The sequence below is a fragment of the Vibrio sp. 10N.261.55.A7 genome, from assembly GCF_002877365.1.
In the GTDB taxonomy this organism is placed as follows: Bacteria; Pseudomonadota; Gammaproteobacteria; order Enterobacterales; family Vibrionaceae; genus Vibrio.
Genome location: NZ_MCWZ01000321.1, coordinates 1 through 13232, shown reverse-complemented (window position 1 = coordinate 13232; position 13232 = coordinate 1). Strand labels below are relative to the sequence as shown.

Sequence of the window (13232 nt, the reverse complement as noted above, 5' to 3'; positions counted from 1 at the left end):
AGAAACTATTTAGAAGCGGTAAGCGTAGCCTCACAGTTGGCTCGCTCGATTCTTGCTATCTCTAATTCGACAATTGACCAAGTTAAAGCAATATATGCTCAGTTCTCAGAAACTCAGGCAGAGGGTGCTATGCGACTTAGCCAGATTGATATCGAACGTGTGCTTAGTGATTTTTCCATTAAAAACCAGAAAGATTATCTGAGTATATGGTGTTCGTTCTTGGCTCTCGTAAATGGTGATGTACTTTCGGTAGCAGATGTTCGGCAGTCGCATATTGAGGGCTGGAAAGCGACTCAGACGTGTGCTGATGCAACTCTAAAGAAGAAGCTTAGATTGCTATCAAGTTGTTTTGAAAAGGCTCATGTAGCTTGTGAGGTGTACTGGTTTCGTTACAGGGTTAAGGCATCAAAAGCTGATAAAAGACGAGCTTTCGCTGTTGAAGAAGTTAAGCAAATATTTGAGGCTACAGCTTGTTTTAAAGCGGATGTTGATTATTGGCGTTATTCATAATACAAATTTAGCAAAGCCACAAACAAACTATTGTCCAGAGATGCGTTTAGTCAGCCTGCCAGCTAGCAACTTCTTTCCCGAAACTTCTTAGAGCGTTTGATCTGATGTGTTTTGTAACTCAAAATTAGGCAAGACAACTAATGAACAGTACCTAGCTTACTAGACAGATTTTTTCCGTAATCCTCTACTCAAACTTCAAACGAATCATTGATATATCATTAGCTGCATATATTCATTGAGCAAGATAGACACTAAGTAAAAGCTGAATTATCCGTCTAGTAAGCGTTTTATTTTGCAGCTACTATCTACTCTCTGGTCTAATAAGCTGCGAGATATAACTATCACGATTTATTAAAAACCGTATTAAAAGGGCTGAGTAATCTTCTGAAACCGCGTGCTTGACAGATTTGCGTTGGCTCAATGCTTTGCGCCACAGCTGACACTTGGGTAAATGTGTAAATGTGTTCAATTCAGTAAAGCTGTCAAACACTTCAAAGTATCTAAAAATGGGGCCGTACACAGCATCGATCAGATGAAATTTATCTCCTGAGAAAAATGGTATACCAGATATTTCCTTTTCTATAAATTGAAATTGTCCTTGTATTTCAGTATGAATATTTTGAAAACTCGTCTTGTCTTTTGCATTGTAGAGGCTGGCTGTGTTGTTCAGTATGGCGGAACCTAGCTCAATCAATGCTCGATGATGCGCTTTCTTAAAGCTATCCCTTGGATGTAAGGAATTTGCTGTTATTTCATCCAGATACTCACAAATGACAGACGATTCAAACAAGGCTCGATTGTCATCAACAATTAGAATCGGTACTTTACCCAATGGTGATTTTTGTTTAAACCATGCCGGCTTATTCGCAAGGTCAATATCAGTTCTGGTGAAAGGAATGTTTTTTTCTTCTAAGGTAATAATTGAACGTTGCACATATGGGCATAAAGCATGGCTAATGAGATTTAAAGTTTGATGTTTCACAGTTGGTTACTCTTATGCTTTGATCTGTTTTGATTGAAGGCAAGGGGTGATGGCATAGCTACCGCCACCTAGAGTAAGCTGCGATACAGCCATCAAACTAAGGAATAGTGGGTATTCCCATCCTCCACCTGAGTTAGTGAATAACCATCCGTTTGAATAATGTGCCCAAGTAGCGCCAAGTAAGATGGGGATAACAAGTGCTGAAAAGAGCCGCGTGTTAAACCCCAGTATAAGTGAGGCACCAGAGATAACCTCTACAACGAAAACAATATAGGCAAGAGCTTCAGGTAATCCTATTGAGCTAAAATACTGAGCGGTGCCCGCTAACGTAAATACGATCATTTTAAGATAGAGGCTGTGTGATAACAGTACGCTACCAAGCGAAATGCGTAAGAAGAGTATTCCTGTGTCAGTATTAAGTAGTTGTTTCATTGTTAATTTTTCCGTTCTAGTGAGTGTAAGAACATAGTACGGCATTGCTTGATGGCACGGCAATTGGCATAATGTGCAAGTGAATATTGCACAATTGCAATGGATTGGGGGGGCGCATGGATTGGAATTCATTGAAGGTATTTCTGGCGATTGTTCGTAGTGGGTCCCTTTCCGGGGCGGCAAATAATCTTGATGTTAACCATTCAACTGTTTTTAGGCGTTTGAATGCTTTTGAAGAAGAAATAGAAGGACAGCTATTTGAACGTAAAAACAACCGCTATGAACTAACTACATTGGGGCATGAGTTGTATGAATTTGCTCTAAACATTGAAAATTCGTTTGATGGCATACGTCGCCATATTATCGGTAAGGATATTCAACCCAAAGGGATAGTCAAGATCACTGCCCCGAATAATATCGCTTACCGTTATTTACCTCGTTATATCACCAATTTTAATCTCGAATACCCTGATATTCACATTGAGTTATTGGTCAGCAATCAAGAGTTTAATATGTCTAATCGCCAGGCTGATATCGCGGTAAGATCGACCTCTTCACCAGCAGAACATTTGATTGGAAGGCAAGTTTGTACTCTCAATTGGAGTGTATTTGCAAGTAAAGCTTATGAAGATAAATTTGGCTTGCCTAACAACATAGGTGAGTTAGCAAAGCATGTTTTAATTGGCGCTACAGGCGGTATGTGTCGACTACCGACATTCATATGGCAAGACAAACACTTTGCTGATCAAGTTGTAACTCGTTGTGATGATTTAACTGCAATGTCTTACTTTGTCGAGTCCGGTCAAGGGTTGGCTTTCTTACCTGATGATCAATCTCGGCCTGAACTAATAAAACTATTTGCTATCCAAGATAGTCAGCCGAGTAATATATGGTTGTTAACACATCCTGACTTACGTAATGTAGAAAGAATAAAATTGGTCATGCAGTATTTAACAAAGGCTTTTTCGCAGGAGTGGCCATGCTGAACTATAAGGTAAGCATCGGAATAAAATTTCACAAGTTGTTTAAACTGATAATAAATAGTTGGCCATCGCTTCGCGATTATAGTCAACTATTTCCACTGCTCAATAGGGCGTTATGTAATTAAGGAAAAAAACGAAATTTCAATCCTTATCTTGATGGCTTAGATATTTCGCCATTTTGTCTAGGTCAGGCCTTTTTTCGTTTTACCTATCTGTCATTCATATCCATCATCGCTTTGCCTTAGCTTCCCACTTTGTTCTGTTAAACATTTATGACAGTCTAAATCGGGGATTGACGTCTTTCATTTTTTAGTTAATATATACGCATATCCATATATGAGTATAAACAAATGCTACCTCACCAGTTTTTTAAATTACTGTCCGATGAAACGCGAGTGCGTTGCTTAATGTTGATAGTTCGCAATGAGTGCTTATCGGTTGGTGAGTTGACTCAGGCATTGCAAGAAAGTCAGCCAAAGGTTTCACGCCATCTTGCGCAGTTGCGTTCAAACGGCATTTTGACTGATGTACGCCAAGGGCAGTGGGTGTTTTATCGGCTATCACAAGATTTACCCGGTTGGATGCTAAAGTTGATTGATGATCTTATCGCATCTAACTGTTTGAAAACTGAATATCAGCAAGACATTGCGCGCTTAGAGTCTATGGACTCGCGCCCAACATGTTGCGTCTAATGACTAATTTACGTTTCACCACTAACTGAGAGATAAGAAAATGACAGTTAAAGTAGGTATTAATGGTTTTGGCCGTATCGGCCGTCTAGCACTTCGCGCTGCTTTTGATTGGCAAGAGCTAGAGTTTGTTCAAATCAATGACGTCGCGGGAGACACCGCAACGCTTGCTCACCTTTTAGAGTTTGATTCTGTGCAAGGGCGTTGGAACCATTCGGTAACGGCTGAAGGTGACGACATGATCATTAACGGTCAACGTATCCACACAACGCAAGAGCGCGATATCGATGCTATCGACTGGTCGGGCTGTGATGTGGTTATTGAAGCAACGGGTGTTCACCGCAAAACAGAATTCCTTAACAAATACCTGGCGCAAGGTGTCAAGCGTGTCGTTGTTTCTGCACCTGTTAAAGAAGACGGTATTGCTAATATCGTTGTTGGTGTCAACGACGCGATTTTTGACCCTGCCGTTCACAAAATAGTGACAGCCGCTTCTTGTACAACCAACTGTATTGCACCGGTTGTTAAGGTGATCAACGAGAAATTGGGTATTGAGAACGCCGCCTTTACTACGATTCACGATCTGACCAATACTCAGACCATTTTAGATGCGCCCCACAAAGACCTGCGTCGCGCACGTGCATGTGGCATGAGCCTAATTCCAACCACAACGGGTTCAGCGAAAGCGATTGTTGAGATTTTCCCTGAGCTTGAAAATCGCATCAATGGCCATGCAGTACGTGTACCTCTAGCGAACGCGTCACTGACCGATATCATTTTTGAGGTTAAGAAAGACACCACGGCTGAAGAAGTGAATGCGTTGCTAAAAGAAGCGTCAGAGAATGAACTAAAAGGCATTCTTGGCTTTGAAGATCGTCCACTGGTTTCTATTGATTACAAAGGCGACCAACGTTCAACGATTGTAGACGCTCTATCAACGATGTTGGTGGGTAAGCGCATGGTTAAAATCTACGCTTGGTACGATAACGAAATGGGCTACGCAACGCGTACCGCTGAACTTGTTCGCACCGTTGGCTTAGCATAAGGAATGATGAAAATGACACACCCTACATGGCAACTTGATTTAGACGCTGGTGCATTAGTATTGACTCCTTGCCCAGGCACGAAAGACGCAGACCTTGACGCTTCGCTTGCACAGTTAAAAGAGCAAGGTGTGGAAGCGATTGTGACTGCCCTTGATAGTGATGAATTAGCAAGCAAGAACGTTTCTGAACTTGGCGCAAAAACCCAAGCTTTAGGTATGCAGTGGTTCCAAATCGAGATTGAAGATGACTGCGCACCAGGCGCTGAGTTTGCTTCAAAATGGAAAGCAGCAAGCCCAGAGCTGCATAAGATCGTCGACAATGGTGGAAAGGTTGCTATGCACTGTATGGGCGGTTCAGGTCGTACTGGTCTATTTGCTGCTCACTTGCTTCTAGAAAAAGGCTGGAAGTTAGACGATGTAATTCGTGAAGTTCAAGCACTTCGCCCTGGCGCGTTCACCAAGCCAGTACAAGTGACTTACATTAATGCGGTAGCGTCTGCTTAAGCGAATCTGATGTTCGGTTAATAGTAGATAAAGAGCTTTTGGGATTTCTTACTTCAATACAGTGAGACCAAAAGCTCTTTTGTTGTGATGAGTAGAAATGACTATGTTCTCAATCCCTATGTTTGCAAACTTAAGTAAAAGTGTTCGTCAGTACATGCTGGTGACGTTCAACTATTGGAACTTCACCATCACGGATGGCGCGCTTCGAATGTTGGTGGTTCTCTATTTTTACGACCTTGGTTACAGTTCGTTAGAGATCGCCTCACTGTTCCTGTTCTATGAGTTCTTTGGCGTGGTGACTAATCTTGTCGGTGGTTGGTTAGGTGCGCGGCTTGGCCTCAACAAAACCATGAATATTGGATTAGGGATGCAAGTGATAGCTTTGGGTATGCTCGCAGTACCAAGCGCGATGTTGACCATTCCTTGGGTAATGGCGGCGCAGGCGTTGTCGGGTATCGCTAAAGACCTCAACAAGATGAGTGCCAAAAGCTCAATCAAAACCTTAGTGCCTGATGAGCAGCAAGGAGCGCTTTACAAGTGGATTGCGATACTGACTGGCTCTAAGAATGCATTGAAAGGGGCTGGATTCTTTATTGGTGGCTTGCTGCTGTCTACCATTGGTTTTCAGTTCGCTGTACTTGCGATGGCCTCTGTATTAACACTCGTGTTCATTGGCAGTGTTATGAGCCTAGAAGCAGACATGGGTAAGGCGAAAAACAAGCCGAAATTCAAACAGATATTCTCTAAGTCTGAATCCATCAACATCCTGTCAGCGGCTCGTATGTTCCTGTTTGGTGCTCGTGACGTGTGGTTTGTGATTGCTCTGCCTATTTATCTCGGCAGCGTGTTTGGTTGGGATCATTCATGGGTGGGTGGCTTTCTCGCGGCTTGGACCATTGCGTATGGTTTTGTTCAAGGCGTTGCACCGAAGATCACGGGTAAAGCGGAAGGCAAAGTGCCGGATGGTCGCGCTGCTTTAAAGTGGGCTGGCGCTTTGGCCATTGTGACAGCGGGGATCGCGTACTCGGTTCAGGTGGGTTGGCAACCAGAAATTGCGATCATCGGCGGCCTAATGTTGTTCGGCGCCATCTTTGCGGTGAACTCTTCATTACACTCTTATCTTATTGTGAGCTACGCAAAAGGGGATGGGGTCTCGCTTGATGTGGGTTTCTATTATATGGCCAATGCAATGGGGCGTTTGATTGGTACGATTTTGTCTGGATGGGTATTCCAAATGGCCGGTCTTGCTGCGTGTTTGTGGGTGGCATTTGCATTCTTGGTATTAACGACTCTTATTTCGATAAGATTACCTAAAATCGTCGACGCGAACTCTTTTCAAAGTTAAAACGGAATAAAAGTCAAAGCGATGCATAAAGAAAGGGCTGCACCGAATTGATAAACGGTGCAGCCCTTTTTGTTTTGGTGAAGAATACTTGTCTACTTCTATTGGTATCACATTAGTGTGTGTTTAACCCGTTCCTGTGATTTAAGTTCTAACCACAATTTTTCTTGAAAAGAGTTCAACACCTGGGCTATATCGTTTTTGTGACGCGTTAAGGGCATGCTCTAAAGCGCTGTCGCAAATCAAATCAAATTGCTGTGGCAGTGAATTAATCTTGATCGGTAAAAAGTCTAACAAGCGGTTATCACCAAACGTAGCCAGCTTAATTTGGTTCATCAGTTCAGGACGTTCCAATAGCATATCGAGAACGCCCTCTAAAAGTGTATATGAGGTGGTGATGATAGCATCTGGAACCTGATTAGCTTGAATCCATTGCTCTATCTGCTCATAGCCGTCTTGCCGGTTAAAGTGTTGCCCGTAGCCTAGTATTGTCTTCACGCCATTTGTATTTGCAGCGGATTCAAAACCGAGTTGACGCTCCTTGGATATGTTCAAGTCAGGGAGGGCCCCGATTAATCCGACGGTTTTCGTCTTTGCATCGATGACAGAGTTGGTGAGTTCAAGAGCTGCGCTAAAGTCTTCACTCACAATACAAGCAAAATGCTCGTCATCGAGAGGTCTATCAATCGCAATAACGGGCGTGCCCGCATGTTGAATCGACAGATAAAACTCATTGGCATCAGGTAGGGCACTCGCGACGAAAAGCGCATCTATGCGTCTTGAAACGAGCGCATCGGCAACTTTTTTTTCCGTTTCAGGGTCATCGTCTGAGCAGCCAATTAAAATCTGATAGCCTGCTTTACGTGAGTTCTGCTCTAAAATTTTGGCAATACGTGCGTAACTGGTGTTTTCTAGATCCGGAATGATGAGGCCAAATGATCGACTATTACCCGCACGCAAAGAGGAAGCGGCATGGTCTGGGCGGTAGTTATGCTCTTGAACAACCGCAATGACTTTCTGTTGGGTCTTTTGCGATATGCGATATTTCTGTGCCTTGCCATTAATGACGTAACTTGCCGTTGTTTTGGATACTCCAGCTATTTTTGCAATCTCATCTAACGTCATTGCGGATCCTTTTTTGTGCCATTGATCATATTTATAATTATTAGCGTTGCTCTAAGCTTGAATTATAAGCTGAATCGATTCAGTATAAAAGCTGAAAGGATTCAGCAACGTTCAAAAAAGTCTAAACAATGAAGTTTGTCACTTATTGAGCTCTGTTTTACTCCTAAGACATAAAGAAGGAACACGCTTTATGTCGGTTTTTTTTAACTAACTGCTGAATCGATTCAGCAGTTAAGCAAACCAATAACAGAATACATGCGGCCTTATCGCATTGAACCGAGGCAAGTAGCTATGCTTACATTGACAACGAATGACATCACTTTGAATCAGTCTTTTGCTGATAAGACAGAAGCCATTAAATCAATTGCAACGGATTTAGCCCATAAAGGTTTCGTCAAGAGTGGCTATGAAGCGGGCATGTTGACGCGTGAATCTCAAAACTCGACCTACCTTGGTAATGGCATTGCGATCCCTCATGGCACGACTCAAACTCGCCACTTAGTCACTCAAACTGGTGTCTCTTTGCATCATTTCCCACAAGGTATTGAGTGGGGAGAGGGCAACATAGTTTATATGGCGATAGGCATTGCCGCACAGTCAGACGAGCATCTTGGCATCTTGAAACAACTCACTAACGTGTTGTCAGGTGATGAGGTTGAAGACCAGCTCAAGCAAGCCACGTCCAAACAGCAATTGATCGACATTCTGAACGGCAATGCTCAAAGCGGTTTAGTCTTTACACCTGATCTTATTCAACTTGAGTTTCCTGCCACCGATATGATTCAACTGTGCGCCGTCGCGAGTGGGCTATTACGAAATCAAGGTTGTGTTGAGGCTGAAACCGTCGCCGATGTGATTGCAAAAAGCCCAACACACCTAGGTGGTGGCGTTTGGCTTACAAGCAGTGCAGTAGCGGTCAAGAAAACCGCCATGGCGATTGTGAGTTCGGCAGCCGAATTTTATTCAAACGGCTCACCAGTAAAGATACTTGTTGCAATTTCTGTGTGTAATCAGCTTCACCAAGACGCGCTGAAGCAATTGACCGATCTTGTGTTTAATAAGCAGCAATCCTCACTGACAACTATGTCGCAATCTCAACTGCTTGAGTTTTTCTCGGGTAGTGAAGCTCAGCCTCAAGCAGAGGGTTCAGAATCGAGTGCTGTGAGTGATAGCGTTGATTCGTATAGCGCTGAATTTAAGATTAAAAATGCCCATGGCTTGCATGCTAGACCGGGTGCCATGCTTGTCGCGGAGGCGAAGAAATTTGAATCCACAATCAAGGTTTCAAACCTCGACGGAGATGGTGCTCAAGTGAACGCTAAGAGCCTAATGAAAGTGATTTCTCTTGGCGTTAAACACGGCTTCACTCTTCAGTTTGTTGCTGATGGCCCTGATGCTCAGCAAGCCATTGAGTCGATTGGTCAAGCGATTGAATCTGGCTTGGGTGAAGGGTAGGAGAATGACGATGAGTACGAAAAAAGTAGTCACGATCACGCTGAATCCAGCGCTCGATCTCACAGGTCATCTCCCAAGTATCAATACTGGCAGTGTAAGCCTGGTCGAAAAAGGATCGCTTCACGCGGCAGGAAAAGGCGTGAATGTCGCGAAGGTGCTTTCAGAGCTAGGCGCTGAAGTGACGGTCACCGGCTTTCTGGGATCAGACAATCAAGAACTTTTTTGCCAACTTTTTGAACAGCTAGGAGCAAAAGACGCTTTCATCCGAGTTTCTGGCTCGACGCGCATTAACGTTAAGCTGGTTGAATCATCAGGTGCGGTCAGTGACCTCAATTTCCCAGGCGTAAAAGTAACAGGTGAGGCAATAAAGGATTTTGAACAAACGTTGATTTCACTTGCTACTGAGCATGACTATTTCGTGATTGCGGGCAGCCTGCCACCGGGAATTTCTCCAGAACTGTGCGCAAGCTGGATTGAAACGCTTCGTTCCCTAGGTAAGAAAGTCATTTTCGATAGCAGTCGAGAGGCGTTAGCTGAAGGGATTAACTCTCAACCTTGGTTAATAAAACCCAATGAAGAAGAGCTTTCACAGCTACTGGATAAGAATCTCACAGAGCTTGATGAGTGTATGACGGCAGCAGAGACATTAGCCAACAAGAACATTGAAAACATTGTCGTTTCAATGGGAGCTGAGGGCGTGATGTGGCTAAACCAAGAGCAATGGATGCACGCCAAACCACCGAAAATGGACGTGGTAAGCACTGTTGGTGCCGGCGATACATTGGTGGCTGGCTTGTGCTGGGGCCATATGCAAGACATGAATAAAACCGATTTGCTTCAATTTGCGACTGCGCTTTCAGCATTAGCCGTTTCGCAGGTTGGCGTGGGAATACCATCGATAGAACAGTTACAAACTCTACAGCAACAAACTCAAATAAATACGATAAGCCAGAAGCAATTGCTATCAGGCCAACAAGGAAAAGGGTCAACATTATGAATATTGCCATCATTACCGCTTGTCCAAGTGGTGTTGCCAACAGCGTGATTGCGGCTGGCTTACTGGAAAAAGCGGCAGCAGAACTCAACTACAATGCTTACATAGAGTGTCGTTCTAGTGTTGTAGAAACGAAGACATTAACGGAACAGCAAATTGCGGATGCGGAAGTGGTTGTGATTGTTGCTAGCACGCCAGTTGATACCACGCAGTTTATTGGGAAGCGTGTTTACCAAGCAGAGCTTTCTCAATGTATTGAAGACAGCGTCTCTTTCTTAACCTCCGCGGTGAAAAACGCGACAGAGTTAACCAAAGAATCATCAACAAGCGTACAGCTAGGCAATGGTAGCGATAAGAGCAGTCAAAGTTCCGCGAAGAAGATCGTCGCGATTACTGCTTGTCCGACGGGCGTTGCTCATACTTTTATGGCGGCAGAAGCGCTAGAAAAAGAGAGCGTAAGGCTTGGTCATGAGATTAAAGTAGAGACTCGCGGTTCGGTTGGAGCGAAAAACCAATTAACGGCGGAAGACATTGAACAAGCTGATCTGGTTATTATCGCCGCCGATATTGAGGTTCCGCTTGAGCGCTTTAATGGTAAGCCTCTCTACAAAACCAGTACTAGCTTGGCGTTAAAGAAGACAGAGCAAGAGATCAACAAAGCATTCCAAGAAGCGAAGCCTTACCAGAACAGCGGTCAATCAGCGAATACGCCTGCGACTGAAGAGAAGAAGGGCGCATACAAACACCTAATGACAGGGGTGTCTCACATGCTGCCTGTCGTTGTTGCCGGTGGTTTGATCATTGCGATTTCGTTTATCTTCGGTATCGAGGCGTTTCAGGAAGAAGGAACACTCGCGGCTGCATTGATGACGATTGGTGGTGGTTCTGCATTTGCCTTAATGATTCCTGTCTTGGCTGGTTTTATTGCCTTTTCAATCGCAGATAGACCCGGCTTAGCTCCCGGTCTCATTGGCGGTATGCTTGCGAGTTCGACGGGTGCAGGTTTCTTAGGTGGCATCGCGGCCGGTTTCATCGCTGGTTACTCAGCCAAATTGATCGCAGATAAAGTGTCGCTGCCTCAGTCAATGGAAGCACTCAAACCGATTTTGATCATTCCGTTCGTTGCGAGTTTATTCACTGGTTTGGTGATGATTTACATCGTGGGTGGTCCTGTGTCTGGAATCATGTCGGCAATGACGGATTTCCTAAACAACATGGGATCGGTGAATGCAGTATTACTGGGCGTGATTCTTGGTGCGATGATGTGTTTTGACTTAGGCGGACCAATCAACAAAGCGGCCTATACCTTTGGCGTTGGTTTGCTTGCTTCTCAAACTTACGCACCAATGGCAGCGATTATGGCAGCAGGTATGGTGCCAGCTCTGGGTATGGGTTTGGCAACGTGGTTAGCAAAAGACAAGTTCGAAGCGGGTGAGCGAGAAGCGGGTAAAGCGTCATTTGTATTAGGGCTATGCTTTATATCAGAAGGTGCGATTCCATTTGCAGCGAAAGACCCAATGCGTGTTATCCCTGCGTGTATGGCGGGTGGTGCGTTAACCGGTGCGCTCTCTATGTTGTTTGGTGCTCAGTTAATGGCACCACACGGTGGTTTGTTTGTACTGCTTATTCCCGGAGCAATTTCACCGGTCTTAATGTACCTCGTTGCTATTGCGGCTGGCACAGCGGTAACAGGCTTTGGGTACGCGTTCTTGAAACAGAAAGAGCAGCAAAAAGAAGCGGTAGCCGCTTAGTTCGAATGTTGATAGTTTGAATATTAATAGTTTGAATGTTTGATGTCCCCCGGAAGATGCATCACAGCGTTACCTAGCGAATAGGTAGCGCTTTTTTCCATTACACTCTAATTGTCTCTTACTTGTCTTTGGCCTTGCCTTCTAAGGGAAACCACCTTAAAGCACCGTTAGTTTCAAAATCATTGACCTCTTTACACACCATGTAGTGTTCACCTACCTGTAGAATAGAACCCAGTGAGTATGCCTGATCTTGGTAGTAGCAAACACGTTTAGCGGCACTCGCGCCATCCACTGCAATAATTGTTTTCCCAGGGGTTGAAATCACATTGGCACTGGCATTCGCTGATGCAATAGTGAGTGTTGCGATTATCAGTAATACTTTCTTCATAGCCGTTCTCCTGAGTAGTGACCTAATCCCATTTTCTTTGGTATCTAGGCAGCATGCTTTCATTGCCTAAAATGCCACCTTGGTGGATGTAAATGAGAGTTTTGTCTTCGAATTTGTGTCGATGCTGCAATAAATTGCGCCACATTAAAGGATCATAGAGCAAATCGAACTCAACGTATGTTTGCTCGAGCAATTGTTGCCAAATAGCATAGTCTTCTTGGTACAGCCTACCAAAATGATGCTTTTCATCTAAGGTCAAAATTTGAGGATGAGACTCCGCTTCTAATTCAAGAAATTGTTCAGTTAGGTATTCTTTTCCACCGACACATGGACACGTAACGACATCAATGCCATGGGGCTTAAGGTGTTTACTCAAATATAAGGACGTTGTGCCTGTTCCAGACGGCAAAGCCACCAGGTAATTACGTTCTGAATCGTATTTACTCCAGTGCAGAATCTCCTGCGCTAACTCCTTTACACCGTATTCTGCCATGGCTGCACGACCACCTTCTGGCACAAATAGACAATCGGCCGTGGGTTGGCGAACGGTTTCAATGTAATCACGAGGGTGGATATTGTTGTCTGAGAGTTCACTGACAGGGATAACCTTAGCACCCATATCTAAAGCGCCGCGATAGTTTCCTATTGGGTTTTTCTTTAGCCAATTGGGTATACGATCAACATAGAACTCCAATTGCCAGCCTTTGATAAGCGCCAGAGCGGCAAGAGAATTTAGTGAATTAGCTTGCGCAGAGCCATAACTGATCAGGGTGGTGATGGTCGCGTCTTCGTTACTTAAAAGCTGTTTGAATTTTCTCGCCTTATTGCCACTAAATTGGCTATGCAGTTTGTCATCGCGTTTTAGGAAAAACTCGATGCTTTGAAAGCTATGTTGTGTGACGGGAGAGCTATTTAAAATCATCGCTAAATCTAGATTTGGGAGATGGTCTGATTATATCAATTTAGGTAGTGATTTTCTAAGTAGAATGTTTTAACAGCACTGAATCGCTAAGAATAAAAAAAGGTTCATCG

Annotated in this window: 14 protein-coding genes; 9 read left to right on the top strand and 5 right to left on the bottom strand. The window is 44.1% G+C overall.

Annotated features, from left to right (window positions below):
• The first annotated feature begins 36 nt into the window (after nt 1-36).
• Nucleotides 37-510, top strand: a complete 474-nt coding sequence (locus BCU12_RS20460) for a hypothetical protein (protein WP_133153906.1) — start codon at nt 37-39, stop codon at nt 508-510.
• A gap of 301 nt (nt 511-811) precedes the next feature.
• On the opposite strand, the gene BCU12_RS20455 is transcribed toward BCU12_RS20460, so the two are convergent.
• Together BCU12_RS20455 and BCU12_RS20450 are read right to left on the bottom strand one after the other, a co-directional pair.
• Nucleotides 812-1492, bottom strand: a complete 681-nt coding sequence (locus BCU12_RS20455; RefSeq protein ID WP_102406203.1) for a glutathione S-transferase family protein — start codon at nt 1490-1492, stop codon at nt 812-814.
• Nucleotides 1493-1504: 12 nt separating this feature from the next.
• Entirely contained in the window at nt 1505-1924 is a 420-nt protein-coding gene (locus BCU12_RS20450; protein ID WP_102406201.1) for a DoxX family protein, read from the bottom strand.
• A gap of 116 nt (nt 1925-2040) precedes the next feature.
• Here BCU12_RS20450 and BCU12_RS20445 point away from each other — a divergent pair, with 116 nt between their 5' ends.
• The 5 genes from BCU12_RS20445 to arsJ all read left to right on the top strand — a co-directional run bounded on the left by BCU12_RS20445 (nt 2041) and on the right by arsJ (nt 6490).
• A complete protein-coding gene (locus tag BCU12_RS20445) occupies nt 2041-2910 on the top strand; it encodes a LysR family transcriptional regulator (protein ID WP_102406199.1) in 870 nt (289 codons plus the stop codon).
• Between the two features lie 347 nt (nt 2911-3257).
• Nucleotides 3258-3599: a metalloregulator ArsR/SmtB family transcription factor gene (locus BCU12_RS20440; RefSeq protein WP_102406197.1), complete on the top strand. Its 342-nt coding sequence runs from the start codon at nt 3258-3260 to the stop codon at nt 3597-3599.
• A 40-nt stretch (nt 3600-3639) separates the two neighbouring features.
• Nucleotides 3640-4641, top strand: coding sequence for an ArsJ-associated glyceraldehyde-3-phosphate dehydrogenase (locus BCU12_RS20435; RefSeq protein WP_102406195.1), 1002 nt, complete (start codon nt 3640-3642; stop codon nt 4639-4641).
• Between the two features lie 12 nt (nt 4642-4653).
• Nucleotides 4654-5145: a cyclin-dependent kinase inhibitor 3 family protein gene (locus tag BCU12_RS20430; RefSeq protein WP_102406193.1), complete on the top strand. Its 492-nt coding sequence runs from the start codon at nt 4654-4656 to the stop codon at nt 5143-5145.
• A gap of 118 nt (nt 5146-5263) precedes the next feature.
• The gene (arsJ, locus tag BCU12_RS20425; RefSeq protein WP_102406246.1) at nt 5264-6490 is read left to right on the top strand and encodes an organoarsenical effux MFS transporter ArsJ; all 1227 of its coding nucleotides are present in this window, start codon (nt 5264-5266) and stop codon (nt 6488-6490) included.
• 141 nt (nt 6491-6631) lie between these two features.
• Here the strand turns inward: arsJ and cra are convergent, their stop codons facing one another.
• The gene (gene cra, locus BCU12_RS20420; protein WP_102406191.1) at nt 6632-7612 is read right to left on the bottom strand and encodes a catabolite repressor/activator; all 981 of its coding nucleotides are present in this window, start codon (nt 7610-7612) and stop codon (nt 6632-6634) included.
• A gap of 291 nt (nt 7613-7903) precedes the next feature.
• Here cra and fruB point away from each other — a divergent pair, with 291 nt between their 5' ends.
• From fruB to fruA, 3 genes are read left to right on the top strand one after another with little or no spacing between them, the layout of a single operon-like run.
• Nucleotides 7904-9067, top strand: coding sequence for a fused PTS fructose transporter subunit IIA/HPr protein (fruB, locus tag BCU12_RS20415; RefSeq protein WP_102406189.1), 1164 nt, complete (start codon nt 7904-7906; stop codon nt 9065-9067).
• A 10-nt stretch (nt 9068-9077) separates the two neighbouring features.
• Nucleotides 9078-10064: a 1-phosphofructokinase gene (pfkB, locus tag BCU12_RS20410; protein ID WP_102406187.1), complete on the top strand. Its 987-nt coding sequence runs from the start codon at nt 9078-9080 to the stop codon at nt 10062-10064.
• Complete coding sequence (gene fruA / locus BCU12_RS20405; RefSeq protein ID WP_102406185.1) at nt 10061-11812, top strand: PTS fructose transporter subunit IIBC; 1752 nt, start codon at nt 10061-10063, stop codon at nt 11810-11812. Before pfkB ends, fruA begins: the two co-directional genes overlap by 4 nt.
• Nucleotides 11813-11930: 118 nt before the next feature.
• Here fruA and BCU12_RS20400 read toward each other — a convergent pair whose 3' ends face one another.
• Together BCU12_RS20400 and BCU12_RS20395 are read right to left on the bottom strand one after the other, a co-directional pair.
• Nucleotides 11931-12200, bottom strand: a complete 270-nt coding sequence (locus BCU12_RS20400; protein ID WP_102406183.1) for a DUF1496 domain-containing protein — start codon at nt 12198-12200, stop codon at nt 11931-11933.
• A 22-nt stretch (nt 12201-12222) separates the two neighbouring features.
• Nucleotides 12223-13122 carry a 1-aminocyclopropane-1-carboxylate deaminase/D-cysteine desulfhydrase gene (locus tag BCU12_RS20395; RefSeq protein WP_102406181.1) on the bottom strand — a complete coding sequence of 300 codons (900 nt, stop codon included), beginning with the start codon at nt 13120-13122 and terminating at the stop codon, nt 12223-12225.
• Between the last annotated feature and the right edge of the window lie 110 nt (nt 13123-13232).